Source organism: Niveispirillum fermenti, assembly GCF_052474395.1.
Genome location: NZ_CP156681.1, coordinates 2,943,804 through 2,966,383, shown reverse-complemented (window position 1 = coordinate 2,966,383; position 22,580 = coordinate 2,943,804). Strand labels below are relative to the sequence as shown.

The 22,580-nt window shown below is 64.8% G+C and carries 22 protein-coding genes and 1 tRNA gene; 14 read left to right on the top strand and 9 right to left on the bottom strand.

Translation table 11 applies throughout. The features are described from left to right. Window positions 1-15 precede the first annotated feature (15 nt). Together ABC728_RS24980 and ABC728_RS24975 are read right to left on the bottom strand one after the other, a co-directional pair. Complete coding sequence (locus ABC728_RS24980) at window positions 16-1,701, bottom strand: AMP-binding protein (RefSeq protein ID WP_416621660.1); 1,686 nt, start codon at window positions 1,699-1,701, stop codon at window positions 16-18. Window positions 1,702-1,711: 10 nt separating this feature from the next. Next, entirely contained in the window at window positions 1,712-2,197 is a 486-nt protein-coding gene (locus ABC728_RS24975; protein ID WP_416621661.1) for a 2,4'-dihydroxyacetophenone dioxygenase family protein, read from the bottom strand. Window positions 2,198-2,394: 197 nt separating this feature from the next. Between ABC728_RS24975 and ABC728_RS24970 the strand changes: the two genes are divergently transcribed. From ABC728_RS24970 to ABC728_RS24960, 3 genes are all read left to right on the top strand, one after another. Continuing rightward, a complete protein-coding gene (locus tag ABC728_RS24970; protein WP_445376537.1) occupies window positions 2,395-5,142 on the top strand; it encodes a TonB-dependent receptor in 2,748 nt (915 codons plus the stop codon). A 70-nt stretch (window positions 5,143-5,212) separates the two neighbouring features. Then, window positions 5,213-5,752 carry a VOC family protein gene (locus tag ABC728_RS24965; RefSeq protein ID WP_416621663.1) on the top strand — a complete coding sequence of 180 codons (540 nt, stop codon included), beginning with the start codon at window positions 5,213-5,215 and terminating at the stop codon, window positions 5,750-5,752. A gap of 17 nt (window positions 5,753-5,769) precedes the next feature. Further along, window positions 5,770-6,126 carry a helix-turn-helix domain-containing protein gene (locus tag ABC728_RS24960; protein ID WP_416621664.1) on the top strand — a complete coding sequence of 119 codons (357 nt, stop codon included), beginning with the start codon at window positions 5,770-5,772 and terminating at the stop codon, window positions 6,124-6,126. A gap of 86 nt (window positions 6,127-6,212) precedes the next feature. Here ABC728_RS24960 and ABC728_RS24955 read toward each other — a convergent pair whose 3' ends face one another. Both ABC728_RS24955 and ABC728_RS24950 read right to left on the bottom strand, forming a co-directional pair. After that, window positions 6,213-7,007, bottom strand: coding sequence for a glucose 1-dehydrogenase (locus ABC728_RS24955; protein ID WP_416621665.1), 795 nt, complete (start codon window positions 7,005-7,007; stop codon window positions 6,213-6,215). Between the two features lie 44 nt (window positions 7,008-7,051). Continuing rightward, a complete protein-coding gene (locus ABC728_RS24950; RefSeq protein WP_416621666.1) occupies window positions 7,052-7,840 on the bottom strand; it encodes an SDR family NAD(P)-dependent oxidoreductase in 789 nt (262 codons plus the stop codon). A gap of 358 nt (window positions 7,841-8,198) precedes the next feature. On the opposite strand from ABC728_RS24950, the gene ABC728_RS24945 reads away from it, so the two are divergent. Next, window positions 8,199-9,344: a helix-turn-helix transcriptional regulator gene (locus tag ABC728_RS24945; RefSeq protein WP_416621667.1), complete on the top strand. Its 1,146-nt coding sequence runs from the start codon at window positions 8,199-8,201 to the stop codon at window positions 9,342-9,344. 109 nt (window positions 9,345-9,453) lie between these two features. Here ABC728_RS24945 and ABC728_RS24940 read toward each other — a convergent pair. Beyond that, a tRNA-Thr gene (locus ABC728_RS24940) sits at window positions 9,454-9,529 on the bottom strand. A gap of 173 nt (window positions 9,530-9,702) precedes the next feature. On the opposite strand from ABC728_RS24940, the gene ABC728_RS24935 reads away from it, so the two are divergent. From ABC728_RS24935 to murA, 3 genes are all read left to right on the top strand, one after another. Next, window positions 9,703-9,873, top strand: a complete 171-nt coding sequence (locus tag ABC728_RS24935; protein ID WP_416621668.1) for a hypothetical protein — start codon at window positions 9,703-9,705, stop codon at window positions 9,871-9,873. 97 nt (window positions 9,874-9,970) lie between these two features. Beyond that, on the top strand, window positions 9,971-10,525 hold the full coding sequence (dcd, locus tag ABC728_RS24930; RefSeq protein WP_416621669.1) for a dCTP deaminase: 555 nt from the start codon (window positions 9,971-9,973) through the stop codon (window positions 10,523-10,525). A 79-nt stretch (window positions 10,526-10,604) separates the two neighbouring features. Next, entirely contained in the window at window positions 10,605-11,897 is a 1,293-nt protein-coding gene (gene murA, locus ABC728_RS24925; protein WP_416621670.1) for a UDP-N-acetylglucosamine 1-carboxyvinyltransferase, read from the top strand. Between the two features lie 171 nt (window positions 11,898-12,068). On the opposite strand, the gene ABC728_RS24920 is transcribed toward murA, so the two are convergent. Both ABC728_RS24920 and ABC728_RS24915 read right to left on the bottom strand, forming a co-directional pair. Further along, window positions 12,069-13,079, bottom strand: coding sequence for a glycosyltransferase family 4 protein (locus tag ABC728_RS24920; RefSeq protein ID WP_416621671.1), 1,011 nt, complete (start codon window positions 13,077-13,079; stop codon window positions 12,069-12,071). Then, the gene (locus ABC728_RS24915) at window positions 13,076-13,861 is read right to left on the bottom strand and encodes a UDP-2,3-diacylglucosamine diphosphatase (RefSeq protein ID WP_416621685.1); all 786 of its coding nucleotides are present in this window, start codon (window positions 13,859-13,861) and stop codon (window positions 13,076-13,078) included. Before ABC728_RS24915 ends, ABC728_RS24920 begins: the two co-directional genes overlap by 4 nt. A gap of 205 nt (window positions 13,862-14,066) precedes the next feature. On the opposite strand from ABC728_RS24915, the gene ABC728_RS24910 reads away from it, so the two are divergent. Continuing rightward, a complete protein-coding gene (locus tag ABC728_RS24910; RefSeq protein WP_416621672.1) occupies window positions 14,067-14,987 on the top strand; it encodes a diacylglycerol/lipid kinase family protein in 921 nt (306 codons plus the stop codon). A 36-nt stretch (window positions 14,988-15,023) separates the two neighbouring features. On the opposite strand, the gene ABC728_RS24905 is transcribed toward ABC728_RS24910, so the two are convergent. Further along, window positions 15,024-15,362 carry a hypothetical protein gene (locus ABC728_RS24905; RefSeq protein WP_416621673.1) on the bottom strand — a complete coding sequence of 113 codons (339 nt, stop codon included), beginning with the start codon at window positions 15,360-15,362 and terminating at the stop codon, window positions 15,024-15,026. 378 nt (window positions 15,363-15,740) lie between these two features. On the opposite strand from ABC728_RS24905, the gene ABC728_RS24900 reads away from it, so the two are divergent. The 6 genes from ABC728_RS24900 (at window position 15,741) to ABC728_RS24875 (ending at window position 21,756) form a co-directional block, all read left to right on the top strand. Beyond that, window positions 15,741-16,301: a F0F1 ATP synthase subunit delta gene (locus ABC728_RS24900; RefSeq protein ID WP_445376536.1), complete on the top strand. Its 561-nt coding sequence runs from the start codon at window positions 15,741-15,743 to the stop codon at window positions 16,299-16,301. Then, the gene (gene atpA / locus ABC728_RS24895) at window positions 16,301-17,830 is read left to right on the top strand and encodes a F0F1 ATP synthase subunit alpha (protein WP_416621675.1); all 1,530 of its coding nucleotides are present in this window, start codon (window positions 16,301-16,303) and stop codon (window positions 17,828-17,830) included. Before ABC728_RS24900 ends, atpA begins: the two co-directional genes overlap by 1 nt. A gap of 44 nt (window positions 17,831-17,874) precedes the next feature. After that, window positions 17,875-18,759, top strand: coding sequence for a F0F1 ATP synthase subunit gamma (locus tag ABC728_RS24890; RefSeq protein WP_416621676.1), 885 nt, complete (start codon window positions 17,875-17,877; stop codon window positions 18,757-18,759). 48 nt (window positions 18,760-18,807) lie between these two features. Beyond that, window positions 18,808-20,235, top strand: coding sequence for a F0F1 ATP synthase subunit beta (gene atpD, locus ABC728_RS24885; protein ID WP_416621677.1), 1,428 nt, complete (start codon window positions 18,808-18,810; stop codon window positions 20,233-20,235). Window positions 20,236-20,322: 87 nt separating this feature from the next. Further along, window positions 20,323-20,751: an ATP synthase F1 subunit epsilon gene (gene atpC, locus ABC728_RS24880; protein WP_416621678.1), complete on the top strand. Its 429-nt coding sequence runs from the start codon at window positions 20,323-20,325 to the stop codon at window positions 20,749-20,751. A gap of 186 nt (window positions 20,752-20,937) precedes the next feature. After that, window positions 20,938-21,756, top strand: coding sequence for an acyl-ACP desaturase (locus ABC728_RS24875; RefSeq protein WP_416621679.1), 819 nt, complete (start codon window positions 20,938-20,940; stop codon window positions 21,754-21,756). Window positions 21,757-21,916: 160 nt separating this feature from the next. Here the strand turns inward: ABC728_RS24875 and ABC728_RS24870 are convergent, their stop codons facing one another. Beyond that, complete coding sequence (locus ABC728_RS24870) at window positions 21,917-22,477, bottom strand: hypothetical protein (RefSeq protein WP_416621680.1); 561 nt, start codon at window positions 22,475-22,477, stop codon at window positions 21,917-21,919. Window positions 22,478-22,580 lie beyond the last annotated feature (103 nt).

Genomic DNA, 22,580 nt, shown 5'->3' with positions numbered 1-22,580 from the left:
CGGGGGGACGCCCTTTCAGGCCGTCCGCTCCTCCGCCAGGCCCAGTTCCGCCGCCATCGCGTCGCGCATGGCGAATTTCTGGACCTTGCCGGTGACCGTCATGGGAAAGTCCGTGACGAAGCGGATATGCTTTGGGATCTTGAAATGGGCGATCTGGCCCTGGCAGAAGGCGCGGATATCCTCGTCCGTCGGGGCCGTGCCGGAACGCGGGCGTATCCAGGCGCACAGGGCCTCGCCATAGCGGGCGTCGGGCACGCCGAAGACCTGGACATCCTGCACGGCCGGGTGGCGGTAAAGGAATTCCTCGACCTCCCGCGGATAGATATTCTCTCCGCCGCGGATCACCATGTCCTTCACGCGGCCGACGATGTTGCACCAGCCCTCATCGTCGATCACGGCCAGGTCGCCGGTATGCATCCAGCCATCACCGTCCACGGCTTCCGCCGTGCGCGCCGGGTCGGCCCAGTAACCCTTCATGACGGAATAGCCGCGGGTCAGCAGTTCGCCCGACACGCCGCGCGGGACGGTCGCTCCTGTGGCATCGGTGATGCGCACCTCCAGATGCGGATGCACGCGCCCCACGCTGCCCACACGCTTGTCCAGCGGCGCGTCGATACCGGTCTGGAAACTGACGGGACTGGTTTCCGTCATGCCATAGCAGATGGTGACATCGCGCATATGCATCTGGTCCAGCACGCGACGCATGACGGTGACGGGGCAGGGGGCCCCGGCCATGATCCCGGTCCGCAGCGCCGACAGGTCGAACCGTGCGAAGTCCGGATGGTCCAGCATCGCGATGAACATGGTGGGCACGCCGTAAAGCGCCGTGCAGCGCTCCGCCGACGCGGCCGTCAGCGTGGCCAGCGGGTCGAACCCCTCCCCGGGATAGACCAGACAGGCTCCATGGGTCACGGCGGCCAGATTGCCCATGACCATCCCGAAACAATGATAGAGCGGGACCGGTACGCAGATGCGGTCGGTTTCCGACAGCGCCATACCCCGTCCCACGAAATACCCGTTGTTCAGGATGTTGCGGTGGGTCAGCGTCGCCCCCTTGGGCTGGCCCGTGGTGCCGCTGGTGAACTGGATATTGATGGCATCATCGGGTAACAGGCGCCCGGCGATGGCGGCCAACCGGCCCGTGTCCGCGCCCGCCGCCACCTGGTCGAAGGGGATGGTACCGTCCATGGCCGCATCGCCCAGCGCGATGACGTGGCGCAGGTCCGGCAGCCGGGCCGATACCAGCATTCCGGCCGGCCCGCGGCCCAGTTCGGGTGCCAGGCCACGCAGCAGCCCCCCATAATCGGCCCCCTTGAAGCCGGGCGCCAGGATCAGCGCCCGGCATCCGACCTTGTTCAGGGCATATTCCAGTTCGGCCGCCTGGTAGGACGGATTGATGGTGACAAGCACCAGGCCCGCCCGCGCCGTGGCGAACTGTGTCAGGGCCCATTCCGCCCGGTTGGGCGACCAGATGCCGACACGGTCGCCGGGGCACAGCCCCAGCGACAGCAGGCCGGCCGCCAGCCGGTCCGCGCGGTCGGCCAGTTCCGCCCAGGTCCAGCGCACGGACTGACCCGGGACCACCAGCGCGTCCCGTCCGCCCCAGGCCCCGGCCGCCCGTTCCAGGGCCTGGCCGATGGTCAGGGACAGCAACGGAATGTCGGTCGGGCCGGCAACGTGGCTGGGCACGGGCGCAGTCATGGGCGTTTCCTCACCAATCCAGGGGCTTTGTCAGGTGGTCCGCCGCCCCGCCGGCGACGGCCAGGTCATACATCGCACGCGCATCCACGATGCCGGCGATCGACCCGTCATCGTTGTATCCGCACAGGGGGCCATGGGCGATGGCGAACATCACCATCCCGTCCTTGTCCGTATCGGGTTCATGCCGGATACCACCGCTTTCCAGCACGTAATAGCCGGTGCGGCCGCGATCCTCGCCATAGCCGAAGCCGCCTTCCAGCAGCCAGCCCTCCACCTGGCCCAGATGCCCATGGACCGGTGCCCAATTGTCCGGCTCCACCTTCAGCATCATGCTGAAGCCGCCATTGATCGGGTTGATGTTCAACAGTTTGAAGAAGGTGCCGGGCATCACCCAGGGCAGCCAGGGCAGGGTGTCGGGATTGAAGAAGGCCGGGCGGTGCTGCTTGGTGGCGGCAACGGTGCCGGTACCGGTCCGGGTCAGCAAAGGGGCACTCATCTGGCAAATCCTCCGTCATGTGCAATGCATGACCCAAGGATAGAAAGCCGAGATGGAAGCCGGCATAGCGGGAATTACCCATATGGGGCGAACCTGCGCAGTCGAGCATGGGTAATTCCCGCTATATAGTGGCGATCCAGGCTGCCGCATCATTTTCCCAACATCAACAATAATGGTCCGCAAGGGAGGATGAGCCCATGGCTGCCCCGTTTTATTTTGCACCGCAATATTTGCGGCGTCCATTGAGGTTGACGCGCTGCCTTGCCTTGGCGGGAACGGCGCTGGCCGTGGTCGGCACCTCGCCTTCGCTGGCGCAAAATGCGCCGGCCGCCCTGGATGACAGCCTGCGGCTGGACGAGATTGTCGTCACCGCGCAGCGCAGGGCCGAACGCCTGCAGGAAGCGCCCGTGTCGGTCACCGCCTTCACCGCTTCCACCCTGACCGACCAAGCCGTCTCCAACCTTGTCGGTATCGCGCGCTTCACGCCCAATGTGGAAATCAGCAGCGGTCGCGCCGATGGCGGCGGCAGTTCGCTGAACGCCTATATCCGCGGCGTCGGCCAGCAGGATTTCCTGTTCCCGACCGATCCCGGTGTCGGTCTTTATGTCGACGACGTGTACCTGGCGCGGACCATCGGCGGCGCGCTGGACCTGTCGGATGTGGAACGGCTGGAGGTGCTGCGCGGCCCGCAGGGCACGCTCTATGGCAAGAACACGGTCGGCGGCGCCATCAAGATCGTGACCAAGCCCGTCATCGTGGATGGTGCCTTTGAAGGCTCGATCGAGGGCACCACCGGTTCCTATCACCGGTCCGACGTGAAGGCCTATGTCAGCGGGCCGATCGTGCCGGGTGTGCTGGGCTTCAAGCTGTCGGGCGCATCGATCCACCGCAATGGCTGGGGCCGCAACGTCACGACGGGAGAGGACCTGTCGGATGAGGGCAAGCAACTCGTGCGCGGGGCCATCCGCTGGCTGCCCTCGGAAAATCTGGACATCACCATCCAGGGCGACTACCAGCGCCAGCGGCAGAACGGGCCTGCCGGTTCGCTGGTCAACCGCTATCCGTCCGACACGGCGCCCTCGCTGGGACTGCCGCCGGAGGTGGTGGCGGCACTCGGTTTCGAGCCGACCGCCTTCCAGTATTTCGCGGCCCTGGCCGGTGCGCCCACCATTCCCGGCCTGCCGGGCGGGCTGCCGCCGCTGGCCGTGGACCCCACGCCGTCCGACGGGCTGTTCCGTTTCGACGATCTCTACAACAGCGTCATCGTTCCCTACTGGAACCAGAAGCTGGGGCTGCCGGCCGGCACCAAGTTCGACAGCCGCTGGATATCGGACAAGCCAGGCGTTTCCAGCAGCCTGGACCCGTCCAAGGACAATAACGAGGTTTGGGGCCTGTCGGCTTCTGTCGATTGGGACCTGGGAGACGGCCTGTCCTTGAAATCCATCACGGCCTATCGCGAGATCGACGCCTATTTCCCGCGCGATGCCGACAAGTCGCCCTATCCCGTGGCGGCCACGGCCAACCGGGTGACGCAGGACCAGTTCAGCCAGGAACTGCAACTGTCCGGCGATGCGTTGAACGGCCGGCTGCGCTGGGTCACGGGTGGTTATTACCTGCGTGAAAATGCCTTCGACGACAATGCCGTCCGGCTTTACAGCGGGCTTTACGAGGTGCTGAGCCCCGTGCTGCCGGACATGTACGCTGTCGGCCCCTGTACCACCGGCCCGCAGCCGGACTGCACGACCAATGCCTTCAGCTTCGATTATTTCCCCAAGAACAGGATCAAGGTCGATACCTGGGCATTGTTCAGCCAGATCAACTATGACCTGACGCCCGACCTGAACCTGACGCTGGGCGGCCGTTATAGCGAGGACAAGAAGGTCTATACCCAGGACAATATGCTCCAGCTTGTCCAGGACCCGAAATTCGGGCCGGGCACGCCGGGCTATACGGGCACCATCCCGCCATTCGAGGAAAACGGCCTTGCCCGGTATGTCGGGCCGCGCGAACTGAAGGACAGTTGGGGTTCCTTCACGCCGAAGGTGGGGCTGGCCTGGACGCTGACGGCCGATCACATGGTTTATGCATCCTGGTCCAAGGGCTTCAAGGGCGGCGGCTGGTCGCCGCGCCCCACGCAGCAGAACAATACCGATCTCGCCTATGATCCGGAGGTGCTCTACACCTACGAACTGGGGTCGAAGAATACGCTGATGAACGGCAGCGTCATCGTGAACCTTGCCGCCTTCTACAGCAATTACAACGACATGCAGGTCACGACCGTTGGTTCCAGCGGTGGGGGCGCCCTTCTGCTGCTGACCCGCAACATCGGCGACAGCATCCTGTGGGGCTTCGAGGGCGAGGTGACGGCGCGGCTGTTCCGCGGCTTCGACCTGAACCTGGCCGGCGGCTATCTCAATTCCAAATGGGACAAGTTCAACCGCTCTGCCTGCGTGGCGGCCATCTATGACGCGACCAGCGGCCGGTTCTGCGACACCGACCTGTCGCTGGACGACAAGCTGGTCGATGCGCCGGAATGGACCTTCACCGTCGGGGCGCAGCAGACATGGTGGATGGACGGCATCGGTTCCCTGTCGCTGCGCGGCGACGCCTCCTACCGGTCCAAGACCTGGAAGGACCCCTACAACCTGGGTGGCGGCAGCAACTGGCAGGGGCAGCCCGACGTGCGCAAGGCGCTGACGGCGGCACAGGTGGCCGAGGGGTACAGGGTCACCATGCCGGAACTGGCGCAGGACGCCTATTGGCTGGCCAACCTGCGCCTTGCCTGGCGCAACCCGGATGAGGATTGGGAAGTGGCGGCCGCCGTCACCAACCTGTTCGACAAGACCTATGTCACCAACCTGCTGGCCGCCGCCACCTTCGGTATCGACGAAGCCTATTACGGCCGTCCGCGCGAATGGATGCTGAGCGTCAAGTATCGCTTCTGATGTGAAACCCCACCCCCGTCCGGCCATCCGGGCGGGGGTGGGGATCATCCCCCCAACGAGGACAGAACCCATGCCCCTGCTGAATTTCGGTCAGCCGACCGACGGCATCATCCAGGTCGCCTTCACTTGCGACGATATCCACCGGGCCATGCACGATTATACCAAGCGGCTGAATATCGGTCCCTGGTTCCTGTTCGAGCATTTCCCGCTGGCCGACTTCACCTATCGCGGGCAGCCCTGCGATGCCGACCTGACCATCGCCCTTGGTGCGTCCGGCCACATGATCTTCGAACTGATCCAGCAGAACAACGACGCGCCCAGTGTCTACAAGGAAGTCGCGGACCGCCAGGGCCATGGCTTCCACCATTTCGCCCTGTCCTGCCCGGATTTCGACGCCTCGGTCGAATTCTACAAGGGCCTGGGCTATGAGCAGGCGCTGTACGGCGTGGCCGGGGTGGGCGCGCGTGCCGCCTATATGGACACCACGCGCACGCTGGGCGGCATGATCGAACTGATCGAGATGACGCCCATGGTGGAGAAGCTGTTCACCACCATCCAACTCGCCAATGTCGGCTGGCAGGGCGAGGACCCGGTGCGGACCTTCGGCTGAGGCGGGGAGGGGGGACCATGACCGGCGGCATTTCCCCGCGCCTGCTGCTCCGGCTGGTGGAAACGCGGCTGGATGAGCCGGACCTGTCGCCCGCCGCCATCGCCGTGGCGGCGGGCATTTCCGTGCGCCACCTGCACAGGCTGTTCGCGGCCATGGGGCTGCGGTTCGCCGACCATGTCCGCGCCTGCCGGCTGGAACGCTGCCGGGCCGCGCTGGGCGATCCTGTGCAGGGCGCGCGCAGCGTCACCGACATCGCCTTTTCCTGGGGCTTCAACGATGCCGCGCATTTCAGCCGCTGCTTCCGCGCCGCCTATGGCACCAGCCCCCGCGCCTGGCGGGCATCGCGGGTGGCTGGCGGGGCCCTGGCGGCCTGAAGAGGGGGCGGCCGGCGCTGCGGTGGGATGGCGGATGGGTAGAGGGGCGGCCCCACGGCCGGACCGCCCCTCTACCCATCCGCATGTCAGGGGTTCAGGTTCATGCCGCCATCGACCACCACCTGCGTGCCCGTGACATGCTTGGCCTCGTCGGAGGCCAGGTACAGCACGGCGTAGGCGATGTCGTCCGGCTCTCCGAACTCACCCATGGGGATCTTGCTCAGGAAGGCTTCGCGGGCCTGCTCGCGGGTGATGCCATGCCCGGCCGACAATTCATCGAACAGGCTGTCCAGCATGGGGGTGTAGATCTGTCCCGGATGAACGGAATTGCAGCGGATGCGCGTGCGGCCCTGCGCGCAATAGAGCGCCACCGACTTGCTCAGTTGCGCCACCCCCGCCTTGGAGAAGCCATAGGCCGTCAGGAAGGGCGTGGCCACCAGGGCGGCGATGGAAGACAGGTTGATGATCGACCCGCCGCCGCTGTCGCGCATGGCGGGAATGGCATGCTTGCAGCCCAGGAACACGCCCTCGCCATTCACCTTGTTGATGCGCTGCCATTGCTCCAGCGGCGCATGTTCGGGGTCGCGCTTGCCCGGTGACAGGCCGATACCGGCATTGTTCACCAGGATATGCAGCCCGCCGTCGCGGGCGACCGTGCCGGCGACCAGCGCCTTCCAGCCCTCCTCCTCCACAACGTCCTGGCGGACGAAGCGGGCGGCGGCCCCGATCCGGGCCGCCGCCTCCGTGCCGGCCGCCTCGTTCACGTCGGTCAGCGTCACCACCGCCCCTTCGCGGGCCAGCATGGCGGCGATGGCATAACCCAGACCGGATGCGGCGCCCGTGACAATGGCGACCTTGCCGGAAACCCTACCCTTGCCCATGTCTTCTCCCCTTGATGAAATCGTGCGGCCGACCCAGGCACGGGTCAGCCGGAATGCTGCGACGGGAACCCGGCCGTCTGGGCGCCGTCGATGAAAAGCTCCGTGCCGCTGACCATCGCCGCTTCATCGCTGGCCAGGAACAGCACGCCATTGGCGATATCCACGGGCCGGGCCAGGCGGCCGACCGGGATCTGCCGCGCCATGGCGGAACGCATCGTGTCGCGGTCGCCGAACAGGCTGGCGATGGGATCCAGCATCTCGCTGTCCACGAAGGTCGGGTTGATGGAATTGCAGCGGATGGGCAGGCCCCTGGCCGCGCAATGCATGGCGACCCCCTTGCTCAGCATCCGTACCCCGCCCTTGCTGGCGCAATAGGCCACGATGTCGGGGCCGGCGATATGGGCGCCCACCGACGCGACATTCACGATGGCGCCGGTTTCACCCGATTTCGCGATGGTGCCGACCGCATGCTTGCAGCCCAGGAAAACGCCCGTCAGGTTGACGGCGATCATCCGGTTCCAGTCCGCCAGCGGCGTGGCCTCGAAATCCCCGCTGCTGCCGATGCCCGCGACATTGGCCAGCACGTTCAGCTTGCCCCAGCGCGCCTGTGTGGCGGCTAGCGCGTCGACCCAGCTCTGTTCGTCAGCCACGTCCAGATACTGAAAGAAGGCGCGGTCGGCACCGATGCGGGCCACCGTTTCTTCCGCCCCGGCCTGATTGATGTCGGCCGCTACGACATTTGCCCCCTCACGGGCCAGTATCTCGCAGGTGGCCCGGCCGATCCCGGACGCGGCACCCGTCACCAGCGCCACCTTTCCTTGCATGCGTGCCATCAGGCATCCCTCCCACAGTTCCAACCGGACGGGGGAAGCATGCGGGGTGTCGTGGATGCCGTCTTGTCCCAGAATGACATGGACGGAATTTTCCGGACATACAGGAAAATGCGTCGTTACGGCCCATCGCCCGGCCCTTCAGCCGTTGACGTTGCGAAAGGGGGCCGGTAAGCTTTGCCAATAATTACAAATCAAGACCATGCGATCTGCAAGCCATTGCTGGGACTCCCGGCAATTTGCAAGCCATTGCCGGGAGTCCCGATTGGGCCCGCCTGCGATAAATGGCTTGCCGCAGGCATGATATCGACCGGCTGCATGGCACAATGCCTCAAGCGGCCGGCGACAAGGGAGGGTAACCATGTTTGCCCAGGGTCTGGTCCCGTCCGGCGGGGCCTGCGTCAGCAGTTCCATACTGTCCTGCGGGGGGATCGACCGTATCCGGCCGTCCATCCTGGAGCCTGTGTCGGCCCTTCTGCGCGCCGAAAGCAGCGTGTTCATGCAGTTCAGCAAATTTCCGGCGGCCGACAGCCGCGTGATGCGCGCCGCCTATGTCGGGCCCACGCCACGGTCGGCCTCCACTTATGCCGACCGTGCCTATTTCCGCCAGGACCCTGTGATCCGCAACGGCATCGGCTGGCTGGAGCGTCCGGTGGGCGAAGACGGGCCGCGCGTGGCGCATCTGGGGTCCACCGTCGATCTCGGGGAATTCTCCCACACGCTCTATTACAACGAATTCCTGAAGCCCGCGGGCATAGCCGACGTTCTGGCGCTGTGCGTGCCCGTGCAGGCGGCGGGGCGGCATGTCATGTGCCTTGGCTTTCACCGCACCGATGGCCAGGACCTGTTCACCGAAGGGGATATCTCCGCCTTCTGGTCGCTGGTGCCGGCCATGAATGCGGCGTTGCAGAATCTGGGCCTGCGCGCGGCACTGGCCGATACTGACGGGCTGGTACAGGCTCTGGTGCAGGCCGACGGGGATGTCGACGTCGCCGTCTTTGACGAGAATTTCATTCTGCGTCAGGCGACGCCGCGCGTCATCGGCGACGGGCAGATGGGGGACACCCTGTCCTCTCTGCTGGAGGAGGTGCGGTCGCGCATGGACTTTGCCTGGCGCCGCACGGGTGTGCTGCCGGAGGAGATCAGCTTTTCCGCCGTGACGGCCGGCACGGGCGGCACAGGGCGCCGGGAAATGGCTGTGACGGCCCGCCGCCATCGCAGCAGCCGCGACGGGGACAGGATCGTCATTGCCCTGCGCCACCAGCCGGTCAGCCTGTCGCTGGCCGACGCCTGCGCCGCTGCCGGCCTGACGGAGCGGGAAACCCAGGTGGTGGAAATGCTGGGCGCGGGCCTGTGCAACGCCTCCATCGCCGGGCGCCTGTCCATCAGCCCGCGCACCGTTGAGAATCACCTGCGGTCGATCTATGGCAAGCTGGGCGTCAACAGCCGCACACAGCTTCTGTCCGTGCTGATGGGCGGCAGGGGTGGGGCCAGGGGGCAGGCCTGACGGGGACCCGCCACGTATCCGTGCCTTCCACCCGGCGCGTCAGTGCAGGCCGGATAAAACAAAACCCGCCTCACCATTGCCGGTGGGCGGGTTTTGTTTTATCCGGAAATGGTGCTGCCGATTGGAATCGAACCAACGACCTCGTCCTTACCAAGGACGCGCTCTACCGACTGAGCTACGGCAGCAGCGCCATTTTCTGGCACCGGGGCGTCACCGCCGCGGTGGGCGGCTATGTGCCACTTCAGCCCCCAGGTCGCAAGCAAAAAAAGGATGAGCGCGTGGATTTTTTCCGCATGCTTGACGTGCGCGGCCGGAAAGGTCAGGAATTCCGCCACTTCCATGCAGGGGAACCGAAGACATGACCTCTCCGCCGCCCAAGAAGGACGACCGCAAGGACCGGCTGGCCCAGGCGCTGCGGGACAATCTGCGCCGCCGCAAGGATCAGGACCGGGCGCGCGAAGCGCAGGAGGCCATGGCAGCCCTTGACGGCGACCCGGCCGAACGGCAGATGCCCGACACCACCGCTTGAGCCGGCTTTGACGCTGGGCTACAAGGTCTTGGGGCGTGCCGCCGGGGTGGCGCCGCCACGGGAAGAACACCCGGGACGTGGATTGTGGGGAACCGACATGCCGATCATGCCCGATAGCTGGATACGGGAGCAGGCGACCAGGCACGGCATGATCGAGCCGTTCGTGGAGGCGCAGAAGCGTGAGGGGGTGATCTCCTACGGCCTGTCCTCCTACGGCTACGACGCCCGCGTCGCGCCGGAATTCAAGATCTTCACCAATGTCGACAATGCCGTCGTCGATCCCAAGCAGTTCGACCAGACCAGCTTTGTCGATCGGGAGACGGATGTCTGCGTCATCCCCCCCAACAGCTTCGTGCTGGCCCGGACCGTGGAATATTTCCGCATCCCGCGCGATGTGCTGGTCGTCTGCCTGGGCAAGTCCACCTACGCCCGCTGCGGCCTGATCGTGAATGTCACGCCGCTGGAACCGGAATGGGAAGGGCATGTGACCCTGGAAATTTCCAATACCACCCCGCTGCCGGCCAAGGTCTATGCCCATGAGGGGCTGTGCCAGTTCCTGTTCTTCCAGGGGGCCAGCCCGTGCGAGGTGTCCTATGCCGACCGGGCCGGCAAATATATGAAACAACGCGGCGTCACGCTGGCGCGTCTCTGATCGTCCCGCCTCCGATCCGCCATCATCACGGCCCAGGGTGCGGGCTGCCTTTATCCTTCTGAACGAAACGATTCTCCCCATGGACAAGCTCCGTATCCGCGGCGGCAACCCGCTGAAGGGCCAGATCACTGTTTCCGGTGCCAAGAATGCGGCCCTGCCGTTGCAGGCGGCCTGCCTTCTGACGGATGAGAAGCTGACGCTGACCAACCTGCCGCTGCTGGCCGACATCACCACCATGAACCGCCTGCTGGCCCAGCACGGGGTGGAGGTGCATATCAACGGCCGCGATGCCTTCGGGTCCAGCGGCCGGTCGGTGGAGCTTTATGCCAACGACATCTTCAACACCACGGCCCCTTACGACCTGGTACGCAAGATGCGGGCCAGCGTGCTGGTGCTGGGGCCGCTGGTGGCGCGTTTCGGCCAGGCCAAGGTCAGCCTGCCCGGCGGCTGCGCCATCGGCACCCGCCCCGTTGACCTGCATATCAAGGGGCTGCAGGCCATGGGTGCGGTGATCGAGATCGAAGGCGGCTATATCCTGGCCAGGGCGCCCGAAGGCGGGCTGGTTGGGGCGGAGTTCGTCTTCCCGCAGGTGTCGGTGGGCGCCACGGAGAACCTGATGATGGCCGCCACGCTGGCCAAGGGCGAGACGGTGCTGGTCAATGCCGCGCGGGAGCCGGAGATCGGTGATCTGGCCCGCTGCCTGATCGCCATGGGGGCGGAGATCGAGGGCATCGGTTCCGACCGTCTGGTGATCAAGGGCAAGGAAAGGCTGCATGGGGCCACCTATGCCGTGTTGCCCGACCGGATCGAGGCCGGCACCTTCGCCATGGCCGCCGCCATCACGGGGGGCGAGCTGGAACTGCTGGGTGCCCGCATGGGCGACCTGAAGGCCGTCGCAAAGACCCTGGCCGGCGCCAATGTGAAGATGACGGAGACGCCCGGCGGCATCATGGTGTCGGCCACGGCCGGCGAGTTGATCGGCGTCGATGTCATGACGGAACCGTTCCCGGGCTTCCCCACCGACCTTCAGGCCCAGATGATGGCGCTGATGTGCGTGGCGCGCGGCGCCTCGATGATCACCGAGACGATCTTCGAGAACCGCTTCATGCATGTGCCGGAACTGTCGCGCATGGGGGCCAACATCACCGTCCATGGCTCGTCCGCCCTGGTACGCGGGGTGCCCAGGCTGACGGGTGCGCCTGTCATGGCCACCGACCTGCGCGCGTCGGTGTCGCTGGTGCTGGCCGGTCTGGCCGCCCAGGGCGAAACGACCGTCAGCCGCATCTATCACCTGGATCGCGGCTATGAGCGGGTGGAGGCCAAGCTGGCCGCCTGTGGGGCGGATATGGAGCGGGTGAAGGAAGAGGATTGATACCCCTTCCTTCGTTCAGTGCCGGCTTCCAGGCTTGCCCGAACGTGCGCTTCAATAGGCCATATCTTCGAGTATATCGGTGAATACGGTTTCAATGGTGTTGCGATCATTTCAACACCATTGTTGTACGAAGCCCTCCCCCGCGCCAAAGGGGCGCGTTGAGCACGACGCTTAAGCCACACCTTTGAACGGCCGCAAGTTTTCCAGGAACTGCTGTGCGCAGGCCCGCCAGGAAAAACCAAGCGCATGGTTGCGGCAGATCGCCGGGTCGATATCCACGGCCTTGAGGCAGGCCGTGCGTAAATCCTCGCTCAACGCCCCTGCCGGGCTGTTCCCGATCACGTCCAGCGGCCCCGGTACGGGGAAGGCGGCAACGGGCAGGCCGGATGCCAGCGCTTCCAGCAGCACCAGCCCGAACGTGTCGGTGCGGGATGGGAAGACGAAGACGTCGGCGGCCGCATAATGCCGGGCCAGGTCTTCGCCATGCTTGGCGCCGACAAAGGTGACCGTCGGGTATTTGGCCTTCAGTTCCGCCAGTTGCGGCCCATCGCCCACCACGACCTTGCTGCCGGGCAGGTCCAGCGACAGGAACGCCTCGATATTCTTCTCCACGGCGACCCGGCCGACGGAAAGGAAAACGGGGCGGGGCAGATGGGCGAAAAGGCCCTTGTCGCGTGGCCGGAACAGGTCGGTATCCACTCCCCGCGACCAGCGCCGGATATTGGTGAAGCCGCGCCGTTGCAGGTCCGCCTCGATGCTGGCGGTTGCCACCATCACTGAATGGGCGGGCGCATGGAAGCGCCGGACGAAGGCGTATGACAGGGACAGCGGCACCGGCGCCCGGTCACGGACATATTCCGGGAACCGGGTGTGATAGGCGGTGGTGAAGGGCAGCTTGCGTTTCAGGCAGTAACGCCGTGCCGCCAATCCCAGCGGGCCTTCGGTGGCGATATGGATCGCATCAGGTTCGGCCGCGTCGATCATCTGCCGAACCCGCCGGCCCGGCGCCAGGGCCAGACGGATTTCCGGGTATGTCGGCATGGGGATGGTGCGGAACCGGTCGGGCGCGATCACCTCCACCACATGGCCCAGCCGTTCCAGTTCGGTCCGTGTCGTGGCCAGGGTCCGCACCACGCCGTTGACCTGCGGATGCCAGGCATCCGTGACGATCAGCAGCTTCACGCCGCGATCTTCACCATCTGGCGGGCGGCGACAATATCCGCCCAGCGCAGTATCTCCAGCCGTCCGTCGGGATGTTCGACCAGTGCGGTGCATGATTCGACCCAATCCCCATCGTTGACATAGAGAACGCCATCCATATCGCGTATCTCGGCATGGTGGATATGGCCGCAGATGACGCCGTCCACCTGCCGCCGCCGCGCCTCGTCGGTCAGGGCGGTCTCATAGTCGCCGATGAATTCGACGGCCTTCTTCGTCTTGTGTTTCAGGTAGGCGGACAGGGACCAGTAGGAGAAGCCCAGCTTCCGCCGTACCTTGTTGAGTGCCGTGTTCAGCCAGAGCAGGAAGGTGTAAGCCGTGTCCCCCACGAAGGCCAGCCAGCGGGCATAGCGGACCACGGCATCGAACTGGTCCCCATGAATGACCAGATACCGCTTGCCGTCGGCCGCCGTATGGATCGTGTCCTCCAGGATGGTCACGCCGCCGAACTGCAGCCCGATATAGTCGCGGAACGCCTCGTCATGATTGCCGGGGATCAGGAAGACCTGGGCGCCCTTGCGGGCACGGCGCAGAATCTTCTGAACGACGTCGTTGTGACTTTGCGGCCAGTACCAGCTTTTCTTCAGGCGCCAACCGTCCACGATATCGCCGACCAGATAAAGAACGTCAGATTCCGTATGTTTCAGGAAATCCAGAAGCATGTCGGCCTGGCATCCCCGTGTTCCTAGATGGATGTCCGAGAGCCAGATGGCGCGAAAGCGCCGCACGTCCCCGTCGCCCAGCATATGTTCCCCCATTGCCGGTCAACCCCAGCCGCCTGTTTTCAGCCTTTCCCACAAAGACTAGCCATAGCGGATCGCGCTATCCTATACCGCCTTATATTGTGTAATGTCAGTGGTATCTGGCGTGTGGCCGGTATTATGAACGGAAACTTCTTATTTTGTTCATATAGGTCGATCATTTATTTCACGAATATATCATGAGGATGTCGTGGAACTGTCACAACGACCCGGCCGGCGATTGGCTGTCATCTTCAACCCCGTGGCGGGCCGCCGCCGGCCGGGGCTGGTGGAAAAGGTGATGGCCGCCGCCACGGATGCGGGGGCCAGCCTGACCTTGCACAGGACGCAGGCCGCGGGCGACGCGACAGGGCTGGCCCGCGACCTGGTCCTGGCCGGTGGCATCGACGGGCTGGTGGCGGCCGGCGGGGACGGCACGATCAACGAGGTCGTGAACGGCATGGCTATGGCCGGGCTGAACGGCCTTCCGCCCCTGGGCCTCGTGCCACTGGGCACGGCCAATGTCCTGGCGCACGAGTTGGGACTGATGGGGTCCGCCTTGCGAATCGGTGCTGGTCTGGCGCGGGGGTTGGTGCGCGATATCCATGCCGGCCAGGCCAACGGGCGCCTGTTCACCATGATGGCCGGGGTCGGGGTGGACGCGCGCGTCGTGGCCGGCATGGACCCGCGGTTGAAGCGGGCCATCGGGAAGGGCGCCTATGCCCTGGGGGGCCTGCGGCACATCATGGCCGGTCCCGGCCTGGATTATGATGTCGAACTGGAGGCGCCCGACGGCACGATGAGCCGGCACAGGGTGGCCAGTTGCATTCTATGCAAAGGTCATTTCTATGCCGGCACCTTTGTCCTGGCGCCCCTCGCCAGACTGGAGGAGCCGGTGCTGCATGCCGTCATGTTTACGCGGCCAGGGCGCCTGCCGGCCCTGACATATGCGGCGTGCATGTCCCTGGGCCGGCTGACCGGCCGGCGCGATGTGGTGGTGCTGCCGGCCATCGCTGCCAGGGTGGTCGGGGCGGTGGGGGAGGGGGTGCAGGGCGACGGGGACATCATTGCCCGGCTGCCTGTCGATATTTCCCTGTGGGAGGGGCGCCTGCGGGTGTTCGGCCCGGCCTGACGACCCCGTCAGCGGGATACGGCAAGGGTCCGCGGGTCACTTTCCGCTGCGGCTGCCGGCACCTTTGCGCTGCGGCGCCTCGTCCGGGTCCATATGGGCCAGACAGTCGATGATGGAGGGGCCCTGCCGGAACTGGTACCAGCCATTGCCATCGTGATAGCTCAGCCGGTAAAGGCCCAGCACATCACGTTCCAGCAGCAGGGTGGGGTTCTGCTTGCCGGGCAGCCAGACCAGCAGCCGGTCATGTTCCGGCGCGGTCACGCGGCTCACGTTTTGCCACAGGCCGCGGCGTTGGCGATCGACGGCGATGTTGCCCCAGGCCAGAAGGTCTGTGGGGGTGAAACGCTGGCGGGCGAAGGGCAGAATGACGCACATGATGCGAACCCTGGAACAGCGCATGGCACGATGCCTGCGCAACAGGGCCATCGTCGGGTCCCCTTGCTTAAGGCGTCCTTAATCGCCGCCGGTGCAAAAGAATAGGGCTTCCAATGCGCATTTCGGCCGGCCATGCATTTTTGCACCTGCTCACTGCGCAGGGGCGACCAAGGTCGTAAACCGGCCCGTTTCCTGGCTGTTCGGGCCGGAAGCGGTGCAAAACCGCATACCCCCAATCCACAGGCACGCTGTTGCGTAGGGGCCGGGGCTGTGTTACATGCTCGCTCGCTCGACACCGGAGGGTCCTCCCCCGGTATGGCCGATCATTGCTAACGTCCTGAAATTATTCAGGTCCACGGACTTTAACCGAGGTACCCAGTGGCAGCCGAAGGGACTGGCGTCTCCGAACTCGCCTCGCGCTATGCGAGCGCCCTGTTCGATCTCGCGGATGGGCAGCAGGCCCTGGACCAGACGGCCCAGGATCTGACGTCCGTCAAGGCTCTGCTTGCTGAAAGCGCGGAACTCCGCCGCTTGATCGGCAGCCCGCTACTCGCCCGTGACGAACAGGAGCGTGCGATGGACGCCGTCCTGGTCGCGGCCGGTGTGGGCGAGCTTGTGCGCAGGTTTGTGGGGCTGGTGGCGAAGAATTGCCGACTGGCCGCGCTGCCGGGCATGATCGACGGCTTTCTGGCCGAACTGGCCCGTCGTCGTGGCGAGGTCACGGCTCGCGTGACCGTCGCGCGCCCGCTGACCGATGCCCAATGGGCCGAGCTGGCCGAATTGCTGAACAAGAGCGAGGGCGGCAACGTCAAGCTCGATGTCTGGGTCGACCCGTCGCTGATCGGCGGGATGATCGTCAAAATCGGTTCCCGCATGGTGGATAGCTCCGTGCGTACCAAGCTCAATAAGCTGAAACTCGCCATGAAAGGGGTTGGATAATGGAAATCCGCGCCGCTGAGATTTCCGCGATCCTGAAGCAGCAGATCGCGAACTTCGGCACCGAAGCCGATGTCGCCGAAGTGGGCCAGGTGCTGTCCATCGGTGACGGCGTGGCCCGTATCCATGGCCTGGACAAGGTCCAGGCCGGCGAGATGGTTGAATTCCCCGGCGGGGTCAAGGGCATGGCCCTGAACCTCGAAACCGACAATGTCGGCGTGGTGATCTTCGGCTCCGACCGGGCCATCAAGGAAGGCGACACCGTCAAGCGCACCGGCGCCATCGTGGAGGTTCCCGTGGGCCGTGGCCTGCTGGGCCGCGTTGTCGACGGTCTGGGCAACCCGATTGATGGCAAGGGTCCGCTGACCGACGTGACCCGCCAGCGCGTGGAAGTGAAGGCTCCGGGCATCATCCCGCGCAAGTCGGTGCATGAGCCGATGCAGACCGGCCTGAAGGCGATTGACGCCCTGGTGCCCGTCGGCCGTGGCCAGCGCGAGCTGATCATCGGTGACCGCCAGACCGGCAAGACCGCCATCGCTCTGGATACCTTCATCAACCAGAAGGGCATCAACAAGGGCGACGACGAGAGCAAGAAGCTCTACTGCATCTATGTCGCCGTGGGCCAGAAGCGCTCCACGGTCGCGCAGATCGTGAAGACCCTGGAAGAAAACGGCGCGCTGGAATATTCCATCGTCGTGGCCGCCACCGCTTCCGAGCCGGCGCCCTTGCAGTTCCTGGCCCCCTACACGGGTGCGGCCATGGGCGAGTTCTTCCGCGACAACGGCATGCACGCCCTGATCGTTTATGACGATCTGTCCAAGCAGGCCGTCGCCTACCGTCAGATGTCGCTGCTGCTGCGCCGTCCGCCGGGCCGCGAAGCCTATCCCGGCGACGTGTTCTATCTGCACAGCCGCCTGCTGGAACGCGCCGCCAAGCTGAACGACGCCAATGGCGCCGGCTCGCTGACGGCCCTGCCGGTCATCGAGACCCAGGCCGGTGACGTGTCCGCCTACATCCCGACGAACGTGATCTCGATCACCGACGGCCAGATCTTCCTGGAAACGGGCCTGTTCTATCGCGGCATCCGCCCTGCCATCAACGTCGGTCTGTCGGTTTCCCGCGTGGGTTCGGCCGCCCAGATCAAGGCGATGAAGCAGGTTGCCGGCACCATCAAGCTGGAACTGGCCCAGTATCGTGAAATGGCTGCCTTCGCGCAGTTCGCTTCCGATCTGGACGCCACGACCCAGCGTCTGCTGAGCCGCGGTGCGCGCCTGACGGAGCTGCTGAAGCAGCCCCAGTTCAAGCCGATGCCCGTGGAAGAGCAGGTCGTGTCGATCTTCGCCGGCGTGAAGGGCTACCTGGACAAGATCCCGGCGAACGACGTGAACCGGTTCGAAGCCCGCTTCCTGGACGAAATCCGGGCCAAGGGTGCCGACATCCTGGCCACGATCCGCAACGAGAAGGCGATCTCCAAGGAAACCGAAGAGAAGCTGAAGGCTTTCCTCGACGGCTTCACCAAGGTTTTCGCCTGATCCAAGCACCCGGCAACGGGGCGAATTGAGAGCGTAGGGCTGTCATGCCGAGCTTGAAGGACATCCGAAACCGGATCGCCAGCGTCAAGTCGACGCAGAAGATCACGTCGGCCATGAAGATGGTCGCGGCCAGCAAGCTGCGCCGCGCCCAGGAGCAGGCGGAAGCCGGCCGGCCCTATGCCGATCGCATGGGGCGTATGCTGACGTCCCTTTCCGCCAATGTGGCGGGCGGCCCCGGTGGCCCCCGCCTGATGACCGGAACGGGCAGCGATCAGACCCACCTGCTGGTGGTGATGACTGGTGACCGTGGTCTGTGCGGCGGTTTCAACAGCTCCGTCGTCCGCGAGACACGTCGCACCATCCTGCGCCTGCAGGCCGAGGGCAAGAGTGTCAAGCTGCTGACCGTGGGCCGCAAGGGCCGCGATCTGCTGCGGCGCGAGTTCCCGTCGCTGATCGTCGCCGGGTTCGAAGAGGTGGGCAAGAAGAAGCTCTCCTTCGCCGACGCCGACCGCGTCACGGCGAAGATCCTGGAGCTGTTCGATGCCGGCCAGTTCGATGTGGCGACCATCGTCTACAACAAGTTCAAGTCGGCGATGACCCAGATCGTGACCCTGCAGCAGGTGGTGCCCTTCGCGGCGCCCGAAGTGGCAGGCGACACGGCCACGGAAGCCGGCGCCGTTTACGAGTTCGAGCCGAGCGAGGAGGCCATTCTGGCCGACCTGCTGCCGCGTAATCTGGCCATCCAGGTTTATTCAGCATTGCTGGAGAGCGCTGCGTCGTTCTTCGGCGCGCAGATGACCGCGATGGACAATGCCACGCGCAACGCCGGCGAGATGATCAAGAAGTACACGCTGGTCTACAACCGCACCCGCCAGGCTTCGATCACCAAGGAACTGATCGAAATCATCTCCGGCGCGGAAGCGTTGTAAACCCACCCGCATTCACGACGAAGTCAAGGTTCCGAGGGAGCTTACCCCATGGCTAACAACAGCAACGCGGTCGGCCGCATCACGCAGGTTCTGGGCGCCGTCGTGGACGTGCAGTTCAGCGGCGAACTGCCGCCGATCCTGAACGCGCTCCATACCCAGAACGAGGGCAAGACCCTGGTGCTGGAAGTGGCGCAGCACCTGGGTGAGAACACCGTCCGCACCATCGCCATGGACACGACGGACGGCCTGGTTCGCGGCAACGAGGTCAGCGACACCGGCGCCCCGATCCAGATGCCCGTCGGCCCGGCCACCCTGGGTCGCATCCTGAACGTCATCGGCGAGCCGATCGACGAGCGTGGCCCGGTCGGTAACGACAAGGTCCTGTCGATCCACCGCGACGCGCCGGACTTCGTCGAGCAGGCGACCGACGCCGCCCTGCTGATCACCGGCATCAAGGTCATCGACCTGCTGGCCCCGTACCTGAAGGGCGGCAAGATCGGCCTGTTCGGTGGCGCGGGCGTGGGCAAGACCGTGACCATTCAGGAACTGATCAACAACGTCGCGAAGGCGCACGGTGGTATGTCGGTTTTCGCCGGCGTGGGTGAGCGCACCCGCGAAGGCAACGACCTGTACCACGAAATGATCGACGCCGGCGTCATCAAGACCGACGGCCCGGGCTCCAAGGTGGCCCTGGTGTATGGTCAGATGAACGAGCCGCCGGGTGCGCGTGCCCGCGTCGCCCTGTCCGGCCTGACCATCGCTGAATATTTCCGCGATGAAGAAGGCCAGGACGTGCTGTTCTTCGTGGATAATATCTTCCGCTTCACCCAGGCGGGTGCCGAGATGTCGGCGCTGCTGGGCCGTATCCCGTCGGCCGTGGGCTACCAGCCCACGCTGTCCACCGACATGGGCGGCCTGCAGGAGCGTATCACCTCGACCAAGAAGGGCTCGATCACGTCCGTGCAGGCCATTTACGTGCCCGCCGACGATCTGACCGACCCGGCCCCGGCCACGTCATTCGCCCACCTGGACGCCACGACGGTGTTGAGCCGTTCCATCGCCGAAATGGCCATTTTCCCGGCCGTGGATCCGCTGGACAGCACGTCGCGCGCCCTGGACCCCCGCATCGTCGGTGAGGACCATTACAACACCGCCCGCAAGGTTCAGCAGGTGTTGCAGCAGTACAAGGCTCTGCAGGACATCATCGCGATCCTGGGCATGGACGAACTGTCGGAAGAGGATAAGCTGGTCGTGGCCCGTGCCCGCAAGATCCAGCGTTTCCTGTCCCAGCCGTTCCATGTGGCTGAAGTGTTCACTGGTACCCCGGGCGTTCTGGTTTCCCTGGAAGACACCATCAAGGGCTTCAAGGGCATCGTGAACGGCGACTACGACCATCTGCCGGAAGCCGCCTTCTACATGGTCGGCACCATCGAGCAGGCTGTCGAGAAGGCCCGCAAGATGGCCGAGGCCGCCTGAGGTTTGTAGCCTAGTGCCCGTCCGGATCCTGGTCTGTGCAGGCCGGGGCCGGACGGGTTTCCTATGAGATTGCGCAGGGTTCAGACCATGGCCGACAAGGTTGAATTCGAACTGGTGTCGCCGGAGAAGCTGCTGGTGTCGCAGCCGGTGCATATGGTGGTGGTCCCCGGAGCCGAGGGCTTCCTGGGCGTGCTGCCGGGTCATGCCCCGATGATCGTCACGGTGAAGCCGGGGATCATCGACATCTATGCCAACGACATGGCGACCATCACCCAGCGCATCTTCGTGGCCGGTGGCTTCTGCGAGGTGACCGCCACGCGGGTGACCATCCTGGCCGAGGAAGCGGCCGAACTGGACACCGTGCGCGGCCTGGATCGCGCAACCCTGGAAAAGCAGATGGGTGACCTGTCGGAGGATCTGGCCCTGGCCAAGTCCGACGTCGAACGCGCCGCCATCGAAGGCAAGCTGGCTGTTCTGCAGGCGAAGCTGGACGTGCAGACCGCCACCCTGCATTGATGCGGGGTGCGGAGCGGACGGCCGGAGACGTCACATATCTGTCACGTTTTCGTCTGGATGCGAGCGATTATCACGGGGGCGCCTTGCGCCCCCGTTGCTTTTTGGGCTGATATCCCCAATCTGTCATCAAACACGGGCGCCGTCACGCGCCACCCTTTCCGTTGCTTCTGGAAGAGTATCGGCATCATGGCGAATGCGCATTGGACGATCGAGGGCCTGCCTTGGGACAAGCTGGACCCCGCCAAGGCCACACCGGAGATGCTGAAGCTGGCCAAGGCTGCCGCCCTGGTTGAGTATAACGGCCATATCTATGCCGATTACCTGTGCAATATCTTCCGCGATGATCCGGTCTTCTGCCAGGTGGCCCGCGACTGGGCCGTGGAGGAGGTGCAGCACGGGGAGGCACTTGGGACCTGGGCCGCGCGCATCGATCCCTCCTGGGACTTCCAGGCCGCCGTGCAGCGCTTCCGCGACGGGTACCAGATCGATATCCATGCGATGGACAGCAAGCGCGGCAGCCGCGCCGGTGAACTGGTGAGCCGCTGCATCGTGGAAACGGGCACGTCGAGCTATTACACCGCCTTGGCCGAAGCCACCGATGAGCCGGTCTTCAAGCAAATCTGCAAGCATATCGCCGCGGACGAGCTGCGGCATTACAAGCTGTTCTATGATCACCTGAAGCGCTATCTCAACGCTGAAAAGCTCAATCGCCTGCAAAGGCTGATGATCAGCCTGTCGCGGATCAACGAGACGGAGGATGATGAATTATCCTATGCCTTCTATGCCGCGAACTACTGGACCCGTCCTTATGCCAGGGCGGAGAACAATGCGGAATACACGGCGCTGGCCTATGCCTATTACAAGCCGCAGCATCTGGACCGCATGGTCGGCATGGTATTCAAGGCATCGGGCCTGAAGCCGCATACCTGGTTGCACAGCGCAGCCGCCCGCTTCGCCTATTCCCGCATGCGCAAGAAGGCCGAAGCCGCCCGGGCCGCGGCCTGATCATGCGCAAAGCGGGCCACCGGGGCTTACCCCGGTGCCCCGCTTTCACCATTCCTTATCGCAAAACGGTATGAGGCTTTATTATACCAACATGCGATGAGTTCTACTCATCGCATGTTGGTATTAGCCTTTGGCTTTGTTGGAATGTGCTATCCGGCAGTCAATGCAGCCGGTGAACCGTGCGGCTGCTCGATACGAAGTCAAACTCCCCCTCCGACAGGCCGTCGCGCAGCAATGACAGCAGGCTGGCGGCGTCCGGCGTGCCGCCCAGGCTGTTCAGTAAGGCCGTCGCCAGTTCCGGTGCGAGCAGCGGAAGGCCGCTATTGCCGGGTATCAGGTTGTTGAGCAGCAGCCCGCTATCCACTGCATCCAGCATGATGGTCGTGGCGGGTCCGGCGGAAAGTGCCGCGGGCAGCGGCACGGGAGCGGGCTCGGCCCCGTGGCGTTCGATATGGCGCAGATTACGTTCCAGGATCTCGTTGCTGACGGGTCCATCGACGAACTGCTGGGCAAGGTTGGTTCCGCCCGCCTCGTCCAGGATATGATGAAGCCGGCGCAGGGCCGACAGGATCGCGGCGGCCAGTTCCGGGCCCTGGGCGCGGTGGCTGGCATGCTGGATGGCGGAACGGATCAGTTGCGGCACCGGGTGCGTCATGGCGATATCCTCCTGTGAGCGATACCGGTTGCGGGACAGGGTCAGTACCGGACCCCGATCGGGCATCCGGCACTGACCCGATAAAGCAGGTGGGCATCCGGAATGGATGGTTCAAGCCGCCGGGGCGACGGGGCCTGTGACCTGTGGTATTATGCTGCACCGCAACATC

What these genes read in the sequence shown, in the direction of transcription:
- ABC728_RS24980 (WP_416621660.1), bottom strand. Translation starts at nt 1,701, where the DNA reads ATGACTGCGCCCGTGCCCAGCCACGTTGCCGGCCCGACCGACATTCCG.
- ABC728_RS24975 (WP_416621661.1), bottom strand. Translation starts at nt 2,197, where the DNA reads ATGAGTGCCCCTTTGCTGACCCGGACCGGTACCGGCACCGTTGCCGCC.
- ABC728_RS24970 (WP_445376537.1), top strand. Translation starts at nt 2,395, where the DNA reads ATGGCTGCCCCGTTTTATTTTGCACCGCAATATTTGCGGCGTCCATTG.
- ABC728_RS24965 (WP_416621663.1), top strand. Translation starts at nt 5,213, where the DNA reads ATGCCCCTGCTGAATTTCGGTCAGCCGACCGACGGCATCATCCAGGTC.
- ABC728_RS24960 (WP_416621664.1), top strand. Translation starts at nt 5,770, where the DNA reads ATGACCGGCGGCATTTCCCCGCGCCTGCTGCTCCGGCTGGTGGAAACG.
- ABC728_RS24955 (WP_416621665.1), bottom strand. Translation starts at nt 7,007, where the DNA reads ATGGGCAAGGGTAGGGTTTCCGGCAAGGTCGCCATTGTCACGGGCGCC.
- ABC728_RS24950 (WP_416621666.1), bottom strand. Translation starts at nt 7,840, where the DNA reads ATGGCACGCATGCAAGGAAAGGTGGCGCTGGTGACGGGTGCCGCGTCC.
- ABC728_RS24945 (WP_416621667.1), top strand. Translation starts at nt 8,199, where the DNA reads ATGTTTGCCCAGGGTCTGGTCCCGTCCGGCGGGGCCTGCGTCAGCAGT.
- ABC728_RS24935 (WP_416621668.1), top strand. Translation starts at nt 9,703, where the DNA reads ATGACCTCTCCGCCGCCCAAGAAGGACGACCGCAAGGACCGGCTGGCC.
- dcd (WP_416621669.1), top strand. Translation starts at nt 9,971, where the DNA reads ATGCCGATCATGCCCGATAGCTGGATACGGGAGCAGGCGACCAGGCAC.
- murA (WP_416621670.1), top strand. Translation starts at nt 10,605, where the DNA reads ATGGACAAGCTCCGTATCCGCGGCGGCAACCCGCTGAAGGGCCAGATC.
- ABC728_RS24915 (WP_416621685.1), bottom strand. Translation starts at nt 13,861, where the DNA reads ATGCTGGGCGACGGGGACGTGCGGCGCTTTCGCGCCATCTGGCTCTCG.
- ABC728_RS24905 (WP_416621673.1), bottom strand. Translation starts at nt 15,362, where the DNA reads ATGTGCGTCATTCTGCCCTTCGCCCGCCAGCGTTTCACCCCCACAGAC.
- atpA (WP_416621675.1), top strand. Translation starts at nt 16,301, where the DNA reads ATGGAAATCCGCGCCGCTGAGATTTCCGCGATCCTGAAGCAGCAGATC.
- ABC728_RS24890 (WP_416621676.1), top strand. Translation starts at nt 17,875, where the DNA reads ATGCCGAGCTTGAAGGACATCCGAAACCGGATCGCCAGCGTCAAGTCG.
- atpD (WP_416621677.1), top strand. Translation starts at nt 18,808, where the DNA reads ATGGCTAACAACAGCAACGCGGTCGGCCGCATCACGCAGGTTCTGGGC.
- atpC (WP_416621678.1), top strand. Translation starts at nt 20,323, where the DNA reads ATGGCCGACAAGGTTGAATTCGAACTGGTGTCGCCGGAGAAGCTGCTG.
- ABC728_RS24875 (WP_416621679.1), top strand. Translation starts at nt 20,938, where the DNA reads ATGGCGAATGCGCATTGGACGATCGAGGGCCTGCCTTGGGACAAGCTG.
- ABC728_RS24870 (WP_416621680.1), bottom strand. Translation starts at nt 22,477, where the DNA reads ATGCCCGATCGGGGTCCGGTACTGACCCTGTCCCGCAACCGGTATCGC.